Here is a 21,471-nt window from a genome sequence, read left to right as displayed (position 1 = left end):
CCGCCGCTTTGCCCGTTATTCGCCCAGCAGTCCGTAGGTGCTGACGACGTTGCCCTTCGTGGTCCGGTACTGGCCCTTGAGGCCGAGCCGCGTCACGGGGCCGCCGTCCTGGAACAGCTTCCGGCCGCTGCCGGCCACCACGGGGTGTGTGATCAGGGTCAGCTCATCCAGCAGCCCGGCGAACAGCAATTGGCGCACCACGGAAATGCTGCCGGTGACGGCGATCTCGCCGCCGTCGCGCTCCTTCAGGCCCGCCACGAAGGTGGGAGTTCTGCCACTCGAGCGGCTCCGTCAGCGTCCGGGAGGCCACAAACTTCTCCACCGGGTTGATGAAGCCGGCGAAGTCCTCGTCCACCGACGCTGTGGGCCAGTACCCAGCCCATTCCTGGTAGCTCACCCGGCCAAGCACCACGGTGTCCACGCTTTCCATCATGCGGGTCAGGGCCTTGCCGAGGTCGTCGTCGAAGCTGTCGAATTGTCAGAGGAACGGGTCCGAGACCACGCCGTCAACGGAGTGGAACAGGCCGGACGTAACTTTGCGCATGAGGACCTCCAAGATCAGGGCGGGTGTCATCCACGGTATTGGCAATGCCCGCAGCTCGGAAGCCCCCGCCGGTGGTTGAGCCGGGCGAAACCTGGATCTCGACGGGCTCGATCACCGCTCTCGAGCGGGCCGCAGTTAGGTTCGTCACCACCGCCTGCGTGTTGCGCGAATCCGCGGGCCTGCAGCCGCATACTGGTGTTCATGCGGCCTCTCACCGCACCCCGGCCAGGCAGGAGGAAAATGCATGGAAACCCTGAAGAAAATCGTACGCAACCAGTACTTCCCCGCGGCCGCGGTGTTGACGGCAGTATTGCTTTTCTGGATCATCGCCATGTTCGGCGGGCTCTCCCTGTTGAACAACAACCAACCTCCCATGGCCACCCTGACGTGGATGCTGTTCGTCTATGCCGCGGCTGTCCTGACGCCGCTGGCAGGCATCCTTGCCGGTGTGGACCTGGTCCGCCGCTGGCGCCGCAACCGGATGTATGCGTTGATTGAGCTGGAGCAGGACGGGACCGCCCAGTACGAAGCCGCGCAGGATGAACGGGTGCAGGACGAGGAAGCTGAGGCCCCGGTGCAGCCCGCCGAGCCCGAAGCCCGAAGGCAGTCCGCCCCGAAACAGCCCGCACAGCACCGCCCGGTAACCCAGCAGCAGCCCGCCAAGCGCCATCCGGTGCAGCAGCAGCCTGCTCAGCAGCAGACCGCGAAGAAGCAGCCGGGTCAGACCAAGCAGCGCAAAAAAGCCGCGTAGCCACCGGCCAATACAGGCCAAGGCTAAACGCTACAGCGCCAGCTCCACCCGGTTCCGGCCGGCCGCCTTCGCGGTGTAGAGGGCGGCGTCGGCTTCACCCAGGAGGGTGTCGGCGTCTGCCCGGTGCTCGGCCGTGAACGCGGAAATCCCGGCGCTCAGCGTCAGCTGCCCCAGCGGATCCCCGGAGTGGACAATTTCCAGCTCGCGCACGGTATCCAGCGCCCGCTCCATAAAGGCCTTTGCGCTCAGCTGTGACTGGTTCGGCAGGACCAGCAGGAACTCCTCGCCGCCGTACCGGTACACGCCGTCGGTTTTCCGCGCCGCACTCACCAGCGCCCCCGCCACGGCACGCAGCGCGAGATCGCCTGCCTGGTGCCCGTAGATGTCGTTGTAGCTCTTGAAGTTGTCCACGTCGCACATGGCCACGCAATACCCCTCCGTGTACCGCTGGCTGCGCGCATGCAGCTGCTCGAGGTCCTCGGAGAGCTTGAGCCGGTTGTGGAGGCCGGTCAGTGGATCGGTCCGCGCCTGCTGCGAGAGCACCTTCCGGTAATGGGCCAGATCAGCGTGCAGCGTGGTCACGCGGAGCGCCACCAGCAGCCGGGCATGCAGGACAAACGGATCCAGCGGCTTGGTGACGTAGTCGTCCGCCCCGGCTGCGAGCCCGGCGAGCACATCGTCCCGGGATCCTTGCGACGTCAGCAGCACGATGTACGTGTACAGGTCCGCCTCGCGCGCCCGGATGGCCCGGCACAGCGCCAGCCCGTCCATCCCGGGCATCATCCAGTCCGTGACCACCACATCGGGCTGGTGTTCCAGGTACAGGGCCCACGCCTCGTCACCGTCGGCCGCCGTCAGGCAGTCATGCCCGGAGCGTTTGACGGCGGCGCGGGCCACCAGGAGCGAGCCCGGATCGTCATCTGCCACCAGGACTTTCACTGTGCCACCTCCAGTGCTAGATCGAGTTCAAAGTCCACACGCACCAGCTCAGCTTCCAGCCGGCTGACCAGCTGCCGGCCGCCGTCGAGCTTTCCGCTGCGTCCCATGTCCTCCAGCTCGCCGCTCAGACTTGCGACGGCGGTAGCTCCGATGTTGGCCGCCGCACCCTTCAGGGCGTGCGCGGCCTGCGCCAGAGCCGGCCCGCCGCCGTTGGTCACCGCTTCGCGCAGTGCCGCGAGCCGCGCGGGAACGTCCTTCCGGAACGCCTCCGTCGTTGCGGGCAGCAGGCCCAGGCCGTCCTCGGGGCCGAGGTCGCGCAGCATGGCCAGCCGGTCCGCATCCAGCGCCGGCGGACGTCCACCGGTGACGGCCAGCAGCTGGGGAGCCTCCTCCCGCTGAGGAGCCGTCGGCTCCGGCGGCGCAGAACGCTCCGTGGCCTGCTCGGGGACCCAGCGGGCCAGGGCGGCTTCAAGCTCGGCGGCATCCACCGGTTTGGAGAGGTAATCGTCCATGCCGGCGGCGAGGCAGCGTTCCCGGTCCCCGTCCAGGGCGCCGGCGGTCATGGCGATGATGGGAAGGTGGCTGGCCCCGCCGTCGCGCCGACGGATGATGCGCGTGGCCTCGAACCCGTCCATCACCGGCATGTGGCAGTCCATCAGGACGGCGGCGTACCGCGTGCTGGCGGTGGCGGCCACGGCTTCGGCGCCGTCGGCAACCACGTCCACCGCGTAGCCGAACTTGGTCACCGTGGCGCGGGCCACCAGCTGGTTCACCTCGTTGTCCTCCACCACCAGGATGCGGCCCCGCAATGCGCCCCGAAGGGAGGACTCAGGCGACGACGCATCGGACGACTCCGGGGAGGACTCGGGCGACGAACCGGACGACTCAGCCGACGGCTCAGCGTCGGAAGGCCGGCCGGACCCAGAAGCCGCCGGGGCATGGTGTTCACTCGTGGACATCAGCCGGATCAGGCGGTTGTAGAACTCGGAGCTGCGGACCGGTTTCATGAGCCATTCGCGGACTCCCGCGTCGGCGATCTCGGCGGCGTTGACCTGCATGGTGGACGTGAGCATGATCAGCTCGATGTCCGCCAGAGCGGCGTCGGCCTTGAGTTCGCGGGCCAGCTCCAGGCCATCGGTATCCGGCATGCAGAGGTCCAGTACAGCCAGGTGGAAGGGCACTCCGGCCGTTGCGGCTTCGTGGGCGCGGGCCAGCGCGGCGCGGGCATCCGGCACGGCCTCCGGCTGCAGCTTCCAGCCGCGCAGCTGGGATTCCAGCACCAGACGGTTGGTGGCGTTGTCGTCCACCACCAGGACGCGCAGCCCGGTAAGGAAACCGGCGGCCGGCACGGGATCCGTGGACGGCGGTGCCACAGGCACGGGGATGCGGAACCAGAACGTGCTGCCCTCCTCCGGGACGCTTTCGAGCCCGATCTCACCGTCCATGGCCTCAGTGAGCCGGCTGCAGATGGCCAGGCCCAGCCCGGTGCCGCCGTAGCGCCGGGTGGTGGAAGCATCAGCCTGCGAGAAGGATTCGAACAGCCGCGCGTGGTGCGAAGGGTCGATCCCGATTCCCGTATCGCGGACCTCGAAGCAGACCATGGCGGTGGCCCCGGGTTTCGCGTCAGGCGTCTCCGTCGTCACCCGGATGGACACCTCACCGGCCGCCGTGAACTTCACGGCGTTGGAGGCGAGGTTGAGCAGGATCTGGCGGATCCGGCCGGAATCACCCTGCAGCCTGGCCGGAACGTCCGGTTCGCAGTAGGCGATCAGCTCCAGGTTTTTGGCCTGCGCGGGCTCGGTCAGCAGGCCCGCCACTTCCTCCACGAGGACGCGGGGATCGAAGGCGCGGATATCCAGGTCAACCTTGCCGGCTTCCAGTTTGGAGAAGTCCAGGATGTCGTTAATGAGGGACAGCAGCGCCTCGCCGGCGCCTTTGACGCCCTGGGCGTACTGCTTCTGCGTCTGGTCCAGAGGCGTCGTCTCAAGCAGCAGTGCGGTCAGCCCCACTACGCCGTTCATGGGGGTGCGGATTTCATGGCTCATGGTGGCCAGGAACTCGGACTTGAGCCGGCTGGATTCCAGCGCCGCTTCCCTGGCCGCCTTCAGCTCCAGTTCGGCGGCCCGGCGCAGCGTGATGTCCCTGGCGATAACGGCGATCCCGCGGACTGTCGCTCCTTCACGGATGGGGGAAATGGTCAAGGACACGGGGATGATGGCGCCGTCCTTGCGCAGGTGCTCCGTTTCGAAGCTCATGGCCTCGCCGCCGTCGCGGAGCTGCTCGAAAACCTCGTCGCCGCCGTCCGTACTGCCCGGCGGCAGGAGGAAACGCGCGTCCCGGCCGATCGCTTCCGCGGCCGTGTAGCCGTACTGGTGCTGCGCTCCCGGGTTCCAGCTGGTGATGATGCCGTCGGGCGTGGTGCTCAGGATGGCGTCCGTGGAGGAGTTCACGATCGCGCCCAAGCCCTCCAGCTCAGCCGTCCTGGCCGCCACTTCCTGCTCCAGCCCGGTGGTCAGGGTCAGGTTCTCGATGACGATCAGCACCTGGCGGACCAGGACGAGAGCCATGGTGACTCTTGCCACCACCAAGAGGAAAGTACTCATTTCCTGCACATGCGGGGCCGCGAGCACCACCACAGCCACCAGGATGGGTGCGTAGGGGAGCAGCTCCAGGGCCAGCGCAAACGCCCTGCGGTCCGGCCGCGGGTTTTCCGCATAGGGGACCAGCGGTGCCAGCGCAATCAGGAGGAAGGCGATAATCCAGCCCAAGGCGAGCGGTGAACCGGTGACTCCCGTGACGCCGTCGGACGTCAACCGCACGTAGCTGCTGTCCGTGACAGTGAGGACCAGCAGGCCGCCGCCGAAGCACAGCCAAGGCAGCCGTTCGCCGGGCTGCCGGCGCATCCCCAGGACCAGCACCAGCGACGTGATGATCACGTCCACCACAGGGTAGGCCATGGTGGTGAGCCGGGTCAGGAGGTTGCCCTCGGCGCTGAGGGCCGGGCCCAGCGTCACGTACCAGCTGATCGCCAGGACCGAGCCTGCGATGACCGCTGCGTCCAGCACTGGCCGGAGCAGTCCCACGCGGGTGGTGCCGCCTGGGCGCTTAAAGCTGAAAAGCGCGACGGCGGCCGGCACCGAATGCGCGAGGAACAGGGCATCGGCCAGGGAGGGGAACGGGTACACGTGGTTGTTGGCGAGCCCGAAGTAGGTCCAGACCGCCTGGCCGGCGGCCCAGACATAGGCGGCCACCGACATCAGGGTCCATGCGCGCGCGTTCACCCCACCGCGGCGAGCGGCCCGGGCGCAGCTGCGACCTGCCAGCGCGGCGGCCACGAGGATGGCGAAGTCGCCCGCCACCATCGCCGCCGGAGTGCCGCTGTTGGCAGCAAGAAACAGTCCGAGCACGCCCAGCACCACGGCAGAAAACACTATGAGCCAACCCCAGATGGCCATTCTCTTGCCGATGGCGGGACGTTGATTCAGAAGACCGGTCTGAGACACGCGGATCCTTCCCCATAGGTGCGCCCGTCACCCACAAAAAACCGAGACCTGGGCCCGCCCGAGACCTGGGCGGAGACGCATCCTTATGCTATCCCTCACAACTCAAGAAGGACCGTACTTCGCGTCCACATGAACTACCCGCCGGCCCGCGCGCTGCAACAGGCTTGCAGCCACCCCGGAGCGGTATCCGGTGGCGCAGTGCACCCACACCGTGCCCGCCGGAATCTCGGCCATCCGCGTCAGCAGCTCATGCAGCGGGATGTTCACCGCCCCGGCGACGTGGCCGGCGTCGTACTCTTCCGTCCGGCGGACATCGAGCACCACGTCCCCGGCGCTTCGCCCGTGCAGCAGATCTTCCCAGCCCACACGCGGATAGTGCACGACGGCGGTGCCAGGCGCGAGTGCCGACGGCTCCGCTCCGAGGGCGGCGTCGGGGGAGTCGATGCCGATGCGGCAGAGGTCCCGGATGGCCTTTTCGACGTCGTCCTCTGCACCGACCAAGGTGAGCTGCTGGTTCCACGGCAGGACCCAGCCCAGGTAGGCGGTGAAACTGGAGCCGCGGCCGTACTCGAAGCTCACCGAGCCCTGGAGGTGGCTGCTGGCGAACGCCACCCGGTGGCGCAGGTCAACCACCCATTCGCCGTCCGCGAGCCGGCGCGAGAGCTCTGTTGCGTCCAGTGATTCGGGCAAGGTGAGGTCCGCCGGGCCTGGCCCCTGCCGGTTCGCCGGGGCCATGTGCGCGTAGTAGGACGGGTAGGCGGTCAGGTTGTTGATGAGCTCCTGCACAAAGTGGTCCTCATCGGCGTCGGTGAACGCGTGGTTGGTTTCCTGCTGCTCGGCGATGGTGGACCATCGGGCGCTCGACGCCGGCCCCGACGAGCAGAACGAGCCGAACCCGTGCGTGGGGTACAGGGCAGCGTCCGGATTGGCCCCGGCGGCCAGGCGGCGGACCGAGGAGTACTGGTCGTGGGTGAGCTGTTCGGTGTCCTCGTCGCTGACCAAATCAGTCCGGCCCACTGACCCGTAGAGCAAGCTTCCGCCCGAGAACACGGCCTGCTCCTCGCCGTCGCTGACAACGTAGCTGAGGTGGTGGTGGGTGTGGCCGGGCGTGGCCACCGCCTTCACGGTGAGCCGGCCCACATGGACCGTGCCGCCGTCGGCTATTGGCGTGCGTTCAAACGCGACGTCGTCGTTTGCGCTCACCAGGTACAGGGCACCGTGCGCACGGGCGAGGATGAGGCCGCCACTGAGGTAGTCGTTGTGCAGGTGGGTTTCGGCAACATGGGTGATCCGGACGTTGGCTGCCGCCGCCGCAGCCTCCACCCGGTCCATGTCCCGCTGCGGATCGATGACCAGCGCCACCTCGCCGTCGTGGACCAGGTAGCTGCGGTCCCCGAGCGGGCGGGTTTCGATGACAACGACGTCCATAGATCCATTGTCCTCGCCTTGCCGGACGCGTGCCCGGATTCCCATTTGGCAAAGATGCTTAGCCTGGGCCGGAGCGGCTCGCCAACGCATAGAGCGCATGTCCGGCGTTCTTCAGCGCGTGCTCGAAGCGGTCGGCCGGTTCCGGGTGCGAGAACAGGTAGCCCTGCAGCGAATCGCATTCGAGTGCGATGAGGTAATTCGCCTGCTCGTCGGTTTCGATGCCTTCTGCTGTGACGGTCAGTCCCAGGCTGTGCGCCATATTGATCATGGAGTTCAGGATGGGCAGGCGTTCCGTGCCGGTGCGAATCATGGAGACAAACGTCTTGTCGATTTTGACGATGTCCACCGGCAGCTCCTGCAGCCGTCCCAGCGAGGAGTAGCCCGTACCGAAATCGTCCAGCGCCACCCGGGCACCGGCCTCCCGCAACCGGCTGAGCTGTTCGATCACGTTGCAGTCGGCGTCGAAGAACACGCTCTCGGTTACCTCGAAAACCAGCTGGTAAATGCCCACGCCGCACGATTCCGAAAGGTCCAGGACTTTCTCGGCAAAGTCGAGTTCCTGCAGCTGGACCCCCGAGACGTTCATGGACAGCGCCTGGATCCCCCCATGCGTTACCACCCCCAAGGACATCATAAAGTGCACGTGCGGATCGTGGAGCGAAAATGCGTGACCTTCGCGCGGCCGCCGGAATTGGAGGTCCGGGAATTGGCGCTTCTGCTGGTGCGCGGTGCGCGAATCCGGCTAAGAGTTACGCACTTCTGTCAGGCCCGCGTCGGCAATGTGATGGGAGCCGCCCCCGCAGGCCTACCCAGCCCGCGGACCACCCAGCCTTCCGCCTGCCAGGCAGCGGCGTCGAGCACGTTCCTGGCGTCCAGGATCATCCGCCGCCGCACCAAAGCGCCCGCAGCGGCAGGGCTCAGGCGCAGGTACTCGTCCCACTCAGTGAGGAGGAGCACCAGCTCCGCACCCTCCAAGGCCCGTGTTGCCGGGGTCTCGAACCGCAGTTGCGGATACCGCAGCCAGGCGTGGTTCACGGCCTTGGGATCGGTCACTGTCACGTGTGCGCCGGCGGCTGCCAGCCGGGCCGCGACGTCCAGGGCGGGGGAGTCGCGGATGTCATCGGTCTCGGGCTTGAAGGAGGCTCCGAGGATGGTGATCGCGCGTCCGGCGAGCCCGCCCCCGCACAGTTCCGCGGCAAGCGACACAGTCCGGGTCCGCTGGCGGACGTTGATGGCATCCACCACACCCATCCAGTCGTTCACCGGATCCACGCCCAGAGAGGCGGCCTGGCTGCGAAGGCTGCGGATGTCCTTGGGCAGGCACCCGCCGCCGAAGCCCAGCCCGGCATGCATGTAGCGGTTGCCGATTCTCGGGTCCATGCCCATGGCCTCGCTGAGTTCGGCCACGTCCGCGCCGGACGCGTCGCACAGTTCGGAAATGGCGTTGATGAAGCTGACCTTAGTGGCCAGGAACGCGTTGGCGGCCGACTTGATCAGTTCAGCCGTGGCAAAGTTGCACACCAGGCGCGGAATCCCGGCGTTCAGCAGCGGCTCATAAACGGCATCCAGCGCGGCCGTCACGGCACGCGGCGCCCCGGTCTTGGGGTTGAAGGCCGCGGCGCGTCCGCCCGCCACACCGTAGACCAGCCGGTCCGGGACCAGCGAGTCCTTCACCGCTGTGCCCTGCCGCAGGAACTCCGGGTTCCACCCCACCTGCACGTCCGGCCGCCCCGCGAGGACGCCCTGGAGCATGTCCACCGTGCCCACGGGCACGGTTGATTTACCGACGACGACGGCGCCCCTCGCCAGGTGCGGGAGCAGCGCCTCGGTGGCGGAAACGAGGAAGGTGAGGTCGGCGCCGTCGGACGTCTTGGACTGCGGCGTCCCGACGCACAGGAAGTGGACCTGGGCGCCGGCGGCAGCGGCGACGTCGGTGGAGAACGTGAGGCGGCCGGTGCTGCGTCCGTCGCGGAGCAGTTCGTCCAGGCCGGGTTCGAAGAAGGGGGCCTGGCCACGGCCCAGCTGGTCCACTTTGGTGGCGTCCACGTCGATGCCCACCACGGTGTGGCCCATGGACGCGAGCGTGGCGGCGTGCACGGCGCCGAGGTAGCCGCAGCCGATCACCGATATTTTCACAGGGACGCTCCACTTTTGGTTTGGGCAGGCTCAACCACCGGGCGGCGGCTCTTGGTTTCGACGGTTTCAGCCAACGGTTCTCCGGCGATTACTGATTGGTACTGACGCACCAGCTCGGCGCTGAGCACCGGCCACGTCCGCGGCTGTACCGAGGCGTGCGCTGTCCTGGCGAACGCGCGGCGCTTGGCGTCGTCGCCCATCAGGTCCATCACCCGGGCCCGGAAACCGGCCAGGTCGCCGGGCTGGTACAGCCAGCCCGTACGGGAGTTTTCCACCAGGTCCAGAGGCCCGCCGCGGCCCGTGGCCACCACCGGCACCCCCGATGCCATGGCCTCCTGGATGGTCTGGCAGAACGTCTCGAACTCGCCGGGATGGACAAAAAGGTCGAAGGACGCCACCGCCTTCGCCAGCTCCTCACCGCCGAGGAACCCGGTGAACACCGCGTCCGGCAGGGCTTCCTGCAGGGCGGACTTTTGGGGTCCGTCGCCCACAATCACCAGCTTGGTGTTCGGGACGTTGGCGAGCGCGGCGAGGTCCTCCACCTGTTTTTCGATGGCCAGCCGGCCGACGTAGCCGATGATCCGCTCACCGCCGGGGGCAACCCTTGCCCGCCACCCGGCGTCGCGCTTTTCCGGCGAAAACCGCGCGGTATCCACACCGCGCCGCCACATGCCCACCCGCGGAATCCCGCGGCCGCGCAACTGGTTCAGCGCGAAGGTGGACGGCACCAGGGTGCGGGTGGCCAGCAGGTGGATGTTCTCCACCCGGTTCCATGCCCAGTTCTCCAGGAACGGCACACCATAGCGGGCGGCGTAGCTGGGAACCTCGGTCTGGTAGATGGCTATGGTGGGGATCCCCAACTGATGCGCGGCCTGCACTGCCCGCCACCCGAGGATAAACGGCGATGCGAGGTGGACAACGTCGGGTGCGTAGTCGGCAAGGATTCGCTTGACCCGGTACACACCGCCCATCGCCACTCGAACGTTGGTGTAGCCGGCCAGCGGAACCGCGGGAACCCGGTGCACCGTCGCGCCGTGAACCACCTCGGCCGGTCCCACGAACTCGGAGACAGCATAGGTGGAAGGGGCGATGACCAGGACGTCGTGGCCCTGGTCCTCCAGGTGTTCAAGCACCCTCAGGATGGAGTGGGTCACTCCGTTCATCAGCGGCAGGAATGACTCGGCAACAATTGCGATCCTCACCCCTCCACGGTGGGCGCGTCGCCTGTCGGGGCGGGGTCACCTGGGTTGAGTAGAGGGAAAGGTTGGGTTAACAGATCAGCGCTTGGGGTCAGCCGCCTTCGCCGTGCCGCAGCACGTCCGGGAGTTCGTCCACATAGACCGTTTGCGGCGGCTCGAAGTAGATGACCAGCACTTCGTCGCCCACCGCGAAGATGCTCGTCTTGTCGAATGGGTGGGCGTGGAACGCGTTGGTGCCGCCCAGGTAGGGCAGCATGACCTCGCCGAGGGTTCCGGGCCCAATGCGCCCGGTCACGCGGCCGATCTTGCCGGTAAGGCTCCGGTCAACGTTTCTATGCATCGGGGCCTTTCGCGGGGCGCTTGCCTTCCCGGCTGTTCTTCAGTGCCGAGGACAAGGCAGGAAGGTAGTCACCCACTGAGCCAGGATGCCGCCCAGCATCTTGTTGACGCCCTCGCCGCCGTTCAGCACGGTCATCTGGCCCACGTGGGAGAAAGGCTCGGCCGCTGCGGCGATGATGGCCGGCATGTTTTCGGCCAGCTGCTGCGAAATGACGGCGTCCTGGTTGGTCCCGAGTGCTTCGGCCCGCGCCTTGATGCCGTCTGCCTCGGCCAGCGCCTTGGCCTTGATGGCGGAGGCCGCGGCGTCACCGCGGGCCCTGGTGGCAGCGGCTTCGGCCTCGCCGGTACCTTCGTGGCTCCGGCCGCGGCCGCCGCGGCAGTGGCGTTCGCCTGGGCCTGCAGCTCCGTCCGGCGGGCGTTGGCCTGGGCCTCAAGTTCCGTGCGGCGGGCCAGCGCTTCGGCGGCGCTGATGTCCGCCGCTTTCTGGCCCTCCGCGTCTGTGCGCTTGGCATACGCCCTGGCGTCGGCGGGCTTCCGGACCGTGGTCTGGAGCTTCTGCTCCTCCCGGTCCGCCTCAAGCTTGGCCACTTCCGTTTCCTGAACGACGACGTGCTGCCGCGCGGTCGCATCCGCCAGCGGTCCCGCCTGGGCGGCCTCGGCTTTGGCCCGCTCGGCGTTCGCCTGCGCCACCGACTGCCGGATGGCCGAAACGCTCTGCGCGTCCGCGATCATTGCAGCCGCCTCGGCCTCCTTCTCGGCCGCCTCACGGTTCCGCGTGGCCTCCGCGATCCGGGCCTCCATTTTGACCTGGGCGATGTGGGGCTTGGCGATGTTCTGGATGTACCCCGTGGGGTCCTGCAGGTCCTTGATCTGCAGCGAATCCACCACCAGCCCCAGCTTCTCCATTTCCACTCCGCTGGCGCTGCGGACCTGGGACCCCATCTTGTCCCGTTCGCGGATGATCTCTTCAACGGTCATGCTTCCGATGATGGACCGCAGGTGGCCCTCAAAGACGTTGTAGACCTGGCTTTCCATTTTGGGCTGCTGGCCCAGGAAACGCCTGGCCGCATTTGCGATAAACGGCGGGGCGTCACCGATTTTGTAAATTACCACGCCTTCCACAATCACCTGGATGCCCTGCCAGGTCACGCAGGAAACCTTAAGCTCCGTTTCATTCAGCGTCAGGGAAAGCGTGCGGACGGTCTGCAGGCCCGGAAATACCAGGGCGCCCTTTCCGGTGACAATCTTGAAGTCCATCCCGGCCCGGGTTTCCAGGGTTCCGCGGGTCAGGCCGGAGATGATCAGGGCCTCATTGGGCTCCGCCACTTTCCACATCAGTTTGATGGCCCCCCAGACAAAGCCGACCACCAGCATTGCCCCGATAATCGCGGCAAGAAGCGGGAAGAATGCTGACAGATCCGGCATGACGAGGTCCTTTCGCGCGTGCGGAACAGGCCTCCCAGGAAAGCCCCAATAATGGCAGCTGCTCAGTCCCTGCCGGTATTGCGTGTCTCCAATTCCGGCCAGCCGGCCAGCTGTTGTAGACAGTCTGGTTGGCGCCCGCCCAAGAGTCCAGGGCGCGGGCTGTTGCGTGGGGGTTTCAACAGGCTGGATCTCGACCGGCCAGGCTCCTATTTGCCGAGGATCTCGCGGGCAACGCGCTGGGCCTCAATCTCCTCAGGGGCAACGGTGGTTCCGCGGAGGTATCCGGCGGTGGCCATGATTTGCCGCAGCTCGGCCTGCGTGCGCGGCGTGCTGACTCCGTGGTGGGCCATGCCATGGCAATTGGCACAGAGCGGAACCAGATCCGTGAGCGGATCCAGCTGGTAGCCGCCGCCGAGTTGGGCCGCCGGCACCACATGGTGGACGTCGATGAAGTCCTTGCCGAGCTCCCCGTACGCCAGTTCGAAGGAGAACCCGCAAGCCGCGCAGCTGTTGCCGCGGTGCGCGATACACGCCCGCCGGGCCTCGGGGTCACGCTCGTAGCGGTTGGCGGCGACGCGCACGACGGCGGTCTCGGGGTATGTGCCGGGCACAGGTTGGGTTGGGTCGGGTCCTTGTGCCGGTCCGTGAGTGGCCCAGAGCGCAAGGACCGCGGCTTCGTCGCCGGACTCCAGCGCCATGCCCCCGGTTTCGGCGCTGTCCCAGACGACGCCGGGCACCGCTGCGTCGAGGACCGCCGCAGGCACGTGGTCGCCCAGCGGCAGGAGCGCATCGAACGCCACCTGCGCGGTGAACTCAGGCTGGCCCGACGACGTGGCCGCTTGATCCGGGTGCCCGGGCTGCCCCGACAGGACAACGCCATGGCCGATCAGGCCGGGGCCGTGCGCTCCCAGCAGGAGCAGCCACACGCCGGTGCCGGGGGCAACGCTCTGGCCCACGCTCCAAGGCTCCAGGTGCAGCCCTGTCACGGCGACGTGTTCAGTAACAGCCGCGTAGTTCCAGCGGTTCCAGCCGGCCGGGTCCCAGCCCAGGATGATGGCGCTCATGGGGCCATTGTTGCAGGCTCCATGGCCCGTGCCGCCTTTGGCGCGAACGGACACTTGGGGGCCCTGACTTCCAAGCGCGAACTTGCAGGTAATACCGTCAAAACCGAGTTTTGAGGGTATTACCTGCCGGTTCGCGCCACGGCGGGCAACAAGTGACCGTTCGCGCTGGACCCATTGCGGGGCACTAAGTTGCCACGCGATCAGAACGTGGCCACGCGCCGCCGTCGGCCGCTAAGAAGCCCACAAAGAAGCCGGTGCAGCTGTTCGCGGAACGCGGCAACTGCACCGGCGAGTAGGACGAAAATTCAGAACTTATTGATCATTTCTCATTCGCGGCTCCTGTATCCCGGCCTGTCATTTCCGGGCTATTTCCTCTCGCCGGACATGTTCCTGGAGAACAGCCAGCCAGCAGCTACCATCGCTACGCCCAGCACCAGGTGGGTCCAGTTGTCAGCCATGTTGAACGACAGGAAGTTGGCCGCCGAGTCAACGCCGACACTGAGCCCGAAAATGCTGAGGATGATGTACAGCGCGCCTGCTCCGATGAGGAAGTTCCGTGCGCCGTGTTCGGTCCGGGACATCGCCCAGCCCGTTGCGCCAATGACCAGCTGCACAATATTGAGCAGCATGGACACCTGGAACAGCCCAAGGAACATTGCATGGGAATCAGGTCCCAGGAACATCAATTCGCTGTACTGGGTGGTGACGCCGGGGATAAAGCCCAGGGCACCCACCACCAACAACAGGATACCTACTCCCATGCCCGCATTCTGGACGTCTGCGCGCCCAAAATGAACGTGTGCATGTGGGGATGCGGTAGTCATTTTTTCTGCCTCCAACCACTGATTGCGGACATTCCAATCTTACGGCGGACCCGCGGAAAAAGCGCCGAATCAGGCCCGGATGGGGACATCTGCCCAGCGTCATGAGCGACCCGGACGAGGCGCCCCGACACTCTGAACGCCCGACGACGGCGCCATCACCGGCGGCGGCCGTCCCGCCGTCGTCGTCCGGTTCTTCGCCTGCCACGGGCCCCGCCGGCCGGTGATGGGGCAGTCGGTGAACAAGGACAGGCAGCGCAACATCGTGTGCTCGCGGGAGCCGGGCCGGATGGCCTGCGCCCACCTCCGGACCGGTCACGGGTTCACGATCAGCGCGGCGGACTACAAACTCTGGTGAGGCGCGTCTCGCATGGAGAATGAGCCTGTCGAAGCCCGGTCCGAAGCCCCGGCCGTGACACCATGGGACACGATGAAACTGCGCGCTGATCAGACCGGAGACCGAGGCCTTCCCATGCCCTTGTGGCTGCAGGGAGGCCTCGAAACGGCGCAGGCTGCCATCATCTCCGCGCTCCTGGCGGTGGTTCCCATTGTGGCCGTGTGGGCCACCGCGGGCTTCCAGAACACCGCCTTTGATGCCCTGGCCCGACTCGCCGGCCAAGGCTGGCTGCTGATTCACGGGGTGCCGCTGCAGCTCGCCGTGGTCTCCGGCGAGGCTGGTGCGGCCGGCAGTCCAGGCTCCGGCCTGCTGACCCTGGTGCCCCTCGGCCTGACCCTGATCCCGTTTTTGCTCGCCTGGCGTGCGGGGCGGCGCCTGGCCCGGGCCTCCTATACGGACCAGCTGTGGCAGGCGCTGCTCGGGTCCTGGGTGGTCTACTCGGCGTTCGGCGCTGCCACCGGCTTTGTGTGCCGCACGGCCGACGTCGTCATTAACATCTGGTTGGCAATGCTCATCCCGCTCATCCCGTTCGCCCTCGGCATGGTGATCGGTGCCCGCCGCGAGGCAGGCTCATGGAGCCGGCTGATCGGCGTCGACGCCGTCGACTGGATCTCGCGCACCAGCCAGCATTCCCGCTGGGCCGGCTCCTATCTGGGCTCCGCGGCGAAGGCGGGCTGTGTGGCCCTTCTAGCGGCGTTTGCGCTCGCCGGTGTGCTCCTGGCCGTGGACCTTTTTATCCACTGGAACCTGGTGATTGCTGTCTATGAAGCGCTCGACGCCGGCGCGGTAGGGGGTGCCGCCCTCACCATCGCGCAGCTTGGGTATCTGCCCAACCTTGTGGTTTTTGCGCTGGCCTGGGTCTCGGGCTCGGGCCTCGCCCTGGGCGTGGGCTCGCAGGTGGGGCCGCTTGGTACAGCCACCGGGCCGCTGCCGTCCATCCCGGTCTTCGCCGCTATCCCTTCGGGTCCGCTGGACTACGGGTTCATGGCGCTGGTGCTGCCCGTTCTGGCGGGGATCCTGGCCGGCTGGTGGTTCCTGCGCGAAGGCGAAAACCACTTCGACGAGTGGCTCTCCATCAAGATTGACGCGCGCTGGTTCACGGCCACGGTGTCCACCCTTGCCCTCGGCGCGCTGGTGGGCGTTGTGTCCGGGCTGCTGGCCGCGGGCCTGGCCTGGCTGGCCCGCGGCTCGGCCGGGCTGGGCCGCCTCACGGCCATCGGACCCGACCCCTTGTGGATGGGACTCTGGATTGCCGCAGAGGTGGGCATCGGCGTAGTGATCGGTTACGCAGCCGGACCGTGGCTGGAACGCCAGCAGCACGTGGATGAGGAAGCGGAACTGGCCCGCTGACTTTCGTGGCTGTTGCTGGCGTGGCTGTTGCTGGCGTGGCTGCTACCGGAGACCCGGCAGCGAGCTTTCCAACTGGACCCGGCAATTGGAGAGCGCCTGGTCAGTGAGGGCCTCGCGTGAGCAAGTCTGGAAGTCCTGGACCTGGCGGAAAAACAGCGCCGTGGCCAGGATGACCAGCAGGATGATCAGGGAGACCACCAGCCCCGAGATGGTGCCGAACAGGACCAGCTTGGACTCCTTGAGCCGAGCCGACCGGACCAGCAGAAGGATACCCAGCACAAAGCTCGCGGCGGTCAGGATGCCGGTGAGCCAGAGGTAGCTGACGTCGAGCTGGTAGACGAAGAAGGCGCCCAGCACGGTGACAATGAAGATTCGGAACAGGTTGCGGGTTTTGGTGAGCGAGTCCTTGGCGGCGTCGCTGAGCGGCTGTTTGGTCCGTTGCTGGCCAGCCGGTTCCGGGGTGTTGTTCATGTTTTCCAGCCTACGCGAGCGTGCCCATAAGCTAGACCCATGCGCATCGTAGTCCTCGTTTCCGGCACCGGGTCCAATCTCCAGTCAGTCATCGACGCCGTCAAGGCAGGGGAGCTGGACGTGGAAATCGCCGCGGTGGGTGCCGACCGGGAGGGGACCTACGGCGTCGAACGATCCTCGGAAGCCGGGCTGGAGACGTTTGTGGTCAACTTCAACTCCTTCCCCACCCGCGACGAATGGGATGCCGCGCTGACCGCCCGCGTGGCGTCCTACGCCCCGGACGTGGTGGTCTCCTCCGGCTTTATGCGCATTGTCAGCGCCGACTTCATCGCTGCATTCCACGGCAAGTACCTCAACACCCACCCGGCCCTGCTGCCCGCCTTCCCCGGCGCTCACGGCGTCCGCGATGCCATGGCCTACGGCGTGAAGGTCACCGGCTGCACGGTGCACTGGGCCGACGCCGGTGTGGACACCGGGCCCATCATCGCCCAGGAAGCGGTCACGATTGAACCGGGCGACACCGAGGAATCCCTGCACGAACGCATCAAGGTGGTGGAGCGCCGCCTCCTCGTCAACACCCTGGCAGCCCTCGCCGCCGCTTCCTAACCCCAACAACCCCAACCCTCCCCCAACTAAGTAGCGCTATCTGTCGTTTTGACCGCCAAAACGACAGATAGCGCTACTTAGTTTGGCAGGTGGGCAGGAACCTGTGGATAACTTCAGCGGCGTTTTCGCGGGGCTGCCAACATGGGCACATGAAAGTCCCCCGTTCTCTGCCGGAGCCGCTGGCTGTGCTGCCGTTCACCTTGAAAGAAGCGGCCGACGCCGGGATCACCGAACGGCAGTTACGTCACCAAGGTCTGGGGCGGCCCACCCGTGGAGTCCGGGTGCCAAGGGCGGACGACGTGGCCGTGTACGGCCTGGCGCCCAACATTCGGCCGTACACCCAGGTCACGGAGTTCGCGGCAGCTTCGCACGCCTCTGCGTTCTTGCTGTGGCAATTCCCCGGGTTCCTGCCGGGGAGCGATGATCCACTGATTCATATCTCGCGCCCGGACACGGTAGCCATCATGCGCCGACCAGGGGTGAAAGGTCACAGGGGTCAGTTCTTTGCCGACGAAATTGTCACCCTCAACGGCCTGTTGATCACGTCCCGGGCGCGGACGTGGCTGGATTGCGCCCGGAAGATGAGCATTGACGAGCTAACTGTGGTTGCCGATCACATGCTGAGGATTCCCAGGCCTGATTTCGAGGGCAGATCCGAGCCTTATGCCACGCCGGCGGATCTGGCGGGAATGCTCGACCGGCACAAAGGAACGCCCGGCATTCAAAAGGCGCGCCTTGCCCTTGAGCAGGCCCGGATCGGGTCCGACTCTGCCCCGGAAACCAAACTTAGGCTGGCCCTGGAGAACCGCGGGCTGCCAGAACCGCGACTGAACGTTCCCGTGTTACTGGGCGCCGGCGTCGTACGTCAACCGGATCTCGCCTACCCGGAACAAAAAGTTGCAGTGGAGTACGACGGCGAAGGCCATTCCGAGACGGCGCAGATCGTCCGTGACATTGCCCGCGAAGAGGACTTTGCCAGGGCGGGGTGGTTGCTGGTCCGGATCTCGAAACGGCACATGGAGAACGAAGCCCGGGCCGCCGTCGCCAAAGTCCGCTCAGCGCTGATGAACCGCGGCTGGTCGCCCAACTAAGTAGCGCTAACTGTCGTTCTGAGCGCTCAAAACGACAGTTAGCGCTACTTAGTTGGGTGGGGCGACGCCGGGGGCTACTCGAGGCGGCGCTGCTTGGTTTCGGGGGAGAAGAACGCCATCCACAGGACGGCCACCAGCACCAGCCCGCCGGCCAGGGCGAAGGACGTGGCCAGGCCGAGCTCGGGCCAGAAGTAGTTCGCAAATATCAGGGGCCCAAAACCAGCCCCCAGCCGCGAAAATGTTGACGCCCAGCCGAAACCCGTGCCGCGGAGCTCGGTGGGGTACAGCTCAGACACATAGGCGTAGAGCACCGGAATCGCTATCTGCACCACAAATCCGAACACCAGCAGCCAGAACACCGCCGCCGTGGGGATGTCGACCACAATCGCCACGATCACCAGGGTCAGCGCGGACAACGGGCCGGTGATGGCCAGGATCCATTTGCGGCCCACACGCTCCACCAGCAGCGCGGCCACAACCACACCCAAGAGCCCAACCGCGGCCATGGACGCCGTGGTCACAAACGCCTTGTACTCGGCGAAACCAGCGCCGATCAGGATCCGCGGCATCCACGTCAGGGACAGGTAGTAGACCAGCAGGATGCTGAAGAACAGGGCCCAGGCCGTGGCCGTGATCTTCCAGTTGAACTGCCACACCAGCCGCAGCTGGTGCCACGCGCTGCCGGCGGAGAGCCGCGGAACTTCCTGCGCGTCGGGCAGGCTGTAGGCGCGGGGTTCGGCGCCGGTTGCCGCCACGAGGTCGTCGATGACCTTGGCAGCTTCCTCGCGGCGCCCCTTGCGGATGAGGAACAGCGGCGACTCCGGAACGCTGCGCCGGACCCAGAACACCAGGAGCGCAGGCAGCACCATCACCAGCATGGTCAGCCGCCAGTCGCCGAACACCGCCACGAGGCCGGCGGACACAAAACCGGCAAGGGCCGCGCCCACCGGCCACCAGCCGTCCATCGCGGTGAGGACCTTCCCGCGCTGCTTGCGTGGTGTGAACTCACCCACCAGCGCGTAGTCCACGGGAATGCAGCCGCCCAGACCGAAGCCGGCCATAAAGCGGAACGCGCAGAACCAGATGAAGTCGGGGGAGAAGGCGCCCAGGACCGTGAAGAGCGAGAAGATCAGCAGCGTGGCCGTAAACGCCTTCTTCCGCCCGATCGTGTCCGCGATGGTTCCCCACACAAACGCGCCCAGGGCCATGCCGATCAGGTTGGACGTACCCACCCAGGCCACCTCGCCGGGAGCCAGGGCCCAGTGCGTCGAGAGCAGCGGGATGAGGATGCCATTAAGCGTCACGTCCCAGGCATCGAACATAAAGCCGAGGCCGCCGATCACGAAGATCCTGCCCTGGACTTTCCAACGCCAGGGCAGTTCCTGGACCACTTGTTCGCCGCTGGGCACAGTGGTGTAAGTATTCATCGCAGCCTCCTGTGAAAACTCTAACCGTGCCCACTGACGTTCACACTGCCGCCGGCAAGCGGGGCAAACCGCACAACACGATAAACTGGGCCCATCCCCACCAACCGCGGCACTGTTCCGCGAGATCAGACGGAGACTTTTTGTGAGCGTCACGCAGCCTGACCGTGTATCCATCGACCGTGTTCCCATCCGCCGGGCGCTGATCTCGGTCTACGACAAGACCGGTCTGGAGGATCTCGCCAAGGGCCTGCACGCAGCCGGCGTGAAGATCGTCTCCACCGGTTCCACGGCCAAGAAGATCGCCGCGGCCGGTATCCCGGTGCAGGAAGTCGAAGAAGTCACAGGGTCTCCGGAAATGCTGGACGGCCGCGTCAAGACGCTGCACCCGCGCGTCCACGGCGGCATCCTGGCGGACCGCCGCGTCCCCGCGCACATGGAAACCCTCGCCGGCATGGAAATTGAAACCTTCGACCTGGTGGTGGTGAACCTCTACCCGTTCGTTGAGACCGTGAAGTCCGGCGCCGCGCAGGACGATGTCGTTGAACAGATCGACATCGGCGGCCCCGCCATGGTCCGTTCGGCAGCGAAGAACCACGCCGCCGTCGCCATTGTTGTGGACCCCACGTACTACGGCTCCGTGGTCACCGCCGCCGCTGAGGGCGGCTTTGACCTGAAGACCCGACGGCGGCTGGCCGCCAAGGCGTTCGCCCACACCGCGTCCTATGACAACGCCGTGGCCACCTGGACTGCCAGCCAGTTCCTGGATGAAGACGGCGACGGCGTCATCGACTGGCCTGCCTACGCCGGCCTCTCGCTGGAGCGCTCCGAGGTTCTCCGCTACGGCGAAAACCCGCACCAGCAGGCCGCGCTCTACGTGGACAAGGCCGCCCCGGCCGGAATCGCGCAGGCGGACCAGCTGCACGGCAAGGCCATGAGCTACAACAACTTTGTCGACGCCGACGCCGCCCTCCGTGCCGCGTTCGACTTCGCCGAGCCCGCCGTCGCCATCATCAAGCACGCCAACCCGTGCGGTGTCGCCGTTGGTTCCGCTGATGCTGCAGACCCGATCGCCGACGCCCACGCCAAGGCCCACGCCTGCGACCCCGTCTCCGCTTTCGGCGGCGTCATCGCTGCCAACCGCACGGTCACCGCCGCCATGGCGCAGACCGTTGCCGGCATCTTCACCGAGGTTGTCATTGCCCCGGACTTCGAGCCGGAAGCCGTGGAGATCCTCGCCAAGAAGAAGAACATCCGCCTGCTGGCCCTGCCCGAAGGCTACGACCGCTACCCGGCAGAAATGCGCCAGGTTTCCGGCGGTGTCCTGGTACAGATGAGCGACAAGGTGGACGCCGACGGCGACAACCCCGCCAACTGGACCCTCGCCGCCGGCGAAGCCGCTGACGAAAAGACGCTCGCGGACCTCGCCTTCGCCTGGACTGCCTGCCGTGCCGCCAAATCCAATGCCATCCTGATCGCCGATCACGGCGCAGCCGTGGGCATCGGCATGGGCCAGGTCAACCGGCTGGACTCCTGCCGCCTGGCCGTCGAGCGTGCCAACACGCTGGGCGTTTCGGTGGAGTCCGACGTCGAAGGTGCTGGCGGCGCGGCTGGTCCGTCGACGACGGAGGCGAGCGTTGCACCCGAGCGTGCCCGCGGCGCCGTCGCAGCCTCCGACGCGTTCTTCCCGTTCGCTGACGGCCTGCAGATCCTGATCGACGCCGGCGTCCGCGCCGTGGTCCAGCCGGGCGGTTCCGTCCGGGATGAGGAAGTGGTCGCCGCGGCCAGCGCGGCCGGCATCACCATGTACTTCACGGGTGCCCGCCACTTCTTCCACTAAGCGGCTAAACGTCGACGGCGCCTGTCCCCGCTGAGGGGACAGGCGCCGTCGGGCCTTAACGGGCAGCTAGGAAGGACGTGGTGCCGGGTCCGCGCCCCGCTGCATGAGGCGCGGACCCCCTTCCGGAAGCCGAAGCTCCCGGG

The 21,471-nt window shown here is 66.7% G+C and carries 17 protein-coding genes and 2 pseudogenes; 5 read left to right on the top strand and 14 right to left on the bottom strand.

Features of this window, described 5'->3' with window-relative positions; genetic code table 11:
- Window positions 1-15: 15 nt before the first annotated feature.
- Window positions 16-544 (bottom strand): annotated as a pseudogene (locus tag ACX80X_RS09185) (dihydrofolate reductase family protein).
- 244 nt (window positions 545-788) lie between these two features.
- Here ACX80X_RS09185 and ACX80X_RS09180 point away from each other — a divergent pair.
- Window positions 789-1,295 (top strand): hypothetical protein, encoded by a 507-nt coding sequence (locus ACX80X_RS09180; protein WP_252613104.1) that lies wholly within the window; start codon window positions 789-791, stop codon window positions 1,293-1,295.
- A 30-nt stretch (window positions 1,296-1,325) separates the two neighbouring features.
- On the opposite strand, the gene ACX80X_RS09175 is transcribed toward ACX80X_RS09180, so the two are convergent.
- From ACX80X_RS09175 to ACX80X_RS09125, 11 genes and pseudogenes are all read right to left on the bottom strand, one after another.
- A complete protein-coding gene (locus ACX80X_RS09175) occupies window positions 1,326-2,234 on the bottom strand; it encodes a GGDEF domain-containing protein (RefSeq protein WP_252613101.1) in 909 nt (302 codons plus the stop codon).
- Window positions 2,231-5,737: a response regulator gene (locus ACX80X_RS09170; RefSeq protein ID WP_252613098.1), complete on the bottom strand. Its 3,507-nt coding sequence runs from the start codon at window positions 5,735-5,737 to the stop codon at window positions 2,231-2,233. The genes ACX80X_RS09175 and ACX80X_RS09170 overlap by 4 nt, the downstream gene beginning before the upstream one ends.
- A 102-nt stretch (window positions 5,738-5,839) precedes the next feature.
- Window positions 5,840-7,165: an MBL fold metallo-hydrolase gene (locus tag ACX80X_RS09165; protein WP_459311799.1), complete on the bottom strand. Its 1,326-nt coding sequence runs from the start codon at window positions 7,163-7,165 to the stop codon at window positions 5,840-5,842.
- 58 nt (window positions 7,166-7,223) lie between these two features.
- A complete protein-coding gene (locus ACX80X_RS09160; protein ID WP_308293065.1) occupies window positions 7,224-7,751 on the bottom strand; it encodes an EAL domain-containing protein in 528 nt (175 codons plus the stop codon).
- 176 nt (window positions 7,752-7,927) lie between these two features.
- Window positions 7,928-9,301, bottom strand: a complete 1,374-nt coding sequence (locus tag ACX80X_RS09155) for a UDP-glucose dehydrogenase family protein (RefSeq protein WP_252601203.1) — start codon at window positions 9,299-9,301, stop codon at window positions 7,928-7,930.
- Window positions 9,298-10,503 carry a glycosyltransferase family 4 protein gene (locus ACX80X_RS09150; protein ID WP_252601201.1) on the bottom strand — a complete coding sequence of 402 codons (1,206 nt, stop codon included), beginning with the start codon at window positions 10,501-10,503 and terminating at the stop codon, window positions 9,298-9,300. Before ACX80X_RS09150 ends, ACX80X_RS09155 begins: the two co-directional genes overlap by 4 nt.
- A gap of 88 nt (window positions 10,504-10,591) precedes the next feature.
- The gene (locus ACX80X_RS09145) at window positions 10,592-10,840 is read right to left on the bottom strand and encodes a hypothetical protein (protein ID WP_252601198.1); all 249 of its coding nucleotides are present in this window, start codon (window positions 10,838-10,840) and stop codon (window positions 10,592-10,594) included.
- Window positions 10,841-10,879: 39 nt separating this feature from the next.
- Window positions 10,880-11,128: a flotillin domain-containing protein gene (locus ACX80X_RS09140; protein WP_252607894.1), complete on the bottom strand. Its 249-nt coding sequence runs from the start codon at window positions 11,126-11,128 to the stop codon at window positions 10,880-10,882.
- A gap of 542 nt (window positions 11,129-11,670) precedes the next feature.
- A pseudogene (locus ACX80X_RS09135) lies at window positions 11,671-12,174 on the bottom strand (flotillin family protein); the annotation flags it as partial.
- 296 nt (window positions 12,175-12,470) lie between these two features.
- Window positions 12,471-13,328, bottom strand: coding sequence for an HNH endonuclease (locus ACX80X_RS09130; RefSeq protein WP_252613095.1), 858 nt, complete (start codon window positions 13,326-13,328; stop codon window positions 12,471-12,473).
- A 365-nt stretch (window positions 13,329-13,693) separates the two neighbouring features.
- Window positions 13,694-14,152 carry a DUF4383 domain-containing protein gene (locus ACX80X_RS09125; RefSeq protein WP_374209870.1) on the bottom strand — a complete coding sequence of 153 codons (459 nt, stop codon included), beginning with the start codon at window positions 14,150-14,152 and terminating at the stop codon, window positions 13,694-13,696.
- A gap of 427 nt (window positions 14,153-14,579) precedes the next feature.
- Between ACX80X_RS09125 and ACX80X_RS09120 the strand changes: the two genes are divergently transcribed.
- Window positions 14,580-15,896: a cell division protein PerM gene (locus ACX80X_RS09120; protein WP_252607895.1), complete on the top strand. Its 1,317-nt coding sequence runs from the start codon at window positions 14,580-14,582 to the stop codon at window positions 15,894-15,896.
- 42 nt (window positions 15,897-15,938) lie between these two features.
- Here ACX80X_RS09120 and ACX80X_RS09115 read toward each other — a convergent pair whose 3' ends face one another.
- Entirely contained in the window at window positions 15,939-16,367 is a 429-nt protein-coding gene (locus tag ACX80X_RS09115) for a hypothetical protein (RefSeq protein WP_252613090.1), read from the bottom strand.
- A gap of 39 nt (window positions 16,368-16,406) precedes the next feature.
- On the opposite strand from ACX80X_RS09115, the gene purN reads away from it, so the two are divergent.
- Entirely contained in the window at window positions 16,407-16,973 is a 567-nt protein-coding gene (gene purN / locus ACX80X_RS09110; protein WP_252607779.1) for a phosphoribosylglycinamide formyltransferase, read from the top strand.
- Window positions 16,974-17,122: 149 nt separating this feature from the next.
- The gene (locus ACX80X_RS09105) at window positions 17,123-18,064 is read left to right on the top strand and encodes a DUF559 domain-containing protein (protein ID WP_459311795.1); all 942 of its coding nucleotides are present in this window, start codon (window positions 17,123-17,125) and stop codon (window positions 18,062-18,064) included.
- A gap of 74 nt (window positions 18,065-18,138) precedes the next feature.
- Here the strand turns inward: ACX80X_RS09105 and ACX80X_RS09100 are convergent, their stop codons facing one another.
- On the bottom strand, window positions 18,139-19,491 hold the full coding sequence (locus ACX80X_RS09100) for an MFS transporter (protein ID WP_252601184.1): 1,353 nt from the start codon (window positions 19,489-19,491) through the stop codon (window positions 18,139-18,141).
- A gap of 142 nt (window positions 19,492-19,633) precedes the next feature.
- Between ACX80X_RS09100 and purH the strand changes: the two genes are divergently transcribed.
- Complete coding sequence (gene purH / locus ACX80X_RS09095) at window positions 19,634-21,328, top strand: bifunctional phosphoribosylaminoimidazolecarboxamide formyltransferase/IMP cyclohydrolase (RefSeq protein WP_252601181.1); 1,695 nt, start codon at window positions 19,634-19,636, stop codon at window positions 21,326-21,328.
- Window positions 21,329-21,471 lie beyond the last annotated feature (143 nt).

The sequence above is a fragment of the Pseudarthrobacter sp. MDT3-1 genome (genome assembly GCF_054510755.1).
The sequence above is the reverse complement of the archived record's forward strand: the minus strand, read 5'-3'. Positions and strand labels throughout refer to the sequence as shown.

Bases quoted from the DNA above. Each gene is read 5' to 3' on its own strand.
- ACX80X_RS09105 (WP_459311795.1), top strand. From the start codon at position 17,123: ATGAAAGTCCCCCGTTCTCTGCCGGAGCCGCTGGCTGTGCTGCCGTTC.
- ACX80X_RS09125 (WP_374209870.1), bottom strand. From the start codon at position 14,152: ATGACTACCGCATCCCCACATGCACACGTTCATTTTGGGCGCGCAGAC.
- ACX80X_RS09165 (WP_459311799.1), bottom strand. From the start codon at position 7,165: ATGGACGTCGTTGTCATCGAAACCCGCCCGCTCGGGGACCGCAGCTAC.
- ACX80X_RS09145 (WP_252601198.1), bottom strand. From the start codon at position 10,840: ATGCATAGAAACGTTGACCGGAGCCTTACCGGCAAGATCGGCCGCGTG.
- ACX80X_RS09100 (WP_252601184.1), bottom strand. From the start codon at position 19,491: ATGAATACTTACACCACTGTGCCCAGCGGCGAACAAGTGGTCCAGGAA.
- purN (WP_252607779.1), top strand. From the start codon at position 16,407: ATGCGCATCGTAGTCCTCGTTTCCGGCACCGGGTCCAATCTCCAGTCA.
- ACX80X_RS09120 (WP_252607895.1), top strand. From the start codon at position 14,580: ATGAAACTGCGCGCTGATCAGACCGGAGACCGAGGCCTTCCCATGCCC.
- ACX80X_RS09180 (WP_252613104.1), top strand. From the start codon at position 789: ATGGAAACCCTGAAGAAAATCGTACGCAACCAGTACTTCCCCGCGGCC.
- ACX80X_RS09115 (WP_252613090.1), bottom strand. From the start codon at position 16,367: ATGAACAACACCCCGGAACCGGCTGGCCAGCAACGGACCAAACAGCCG.
- ACX80X_RS09130 (WP_252613095.1), bottom strand. From the start codon at position 13,328: ATGAGCGCCATCATCCTGGGCTGGGACCCGGCCGGCTGGAACCGCTGG.
- ACX80X_RS09160 (WP_308293065.1), bottom strand. From the start codon at position 7,751: ATGAACGTCTCGGGGGTCCAGCTGCAGGAACTCGACTTTGCCGAGAAA.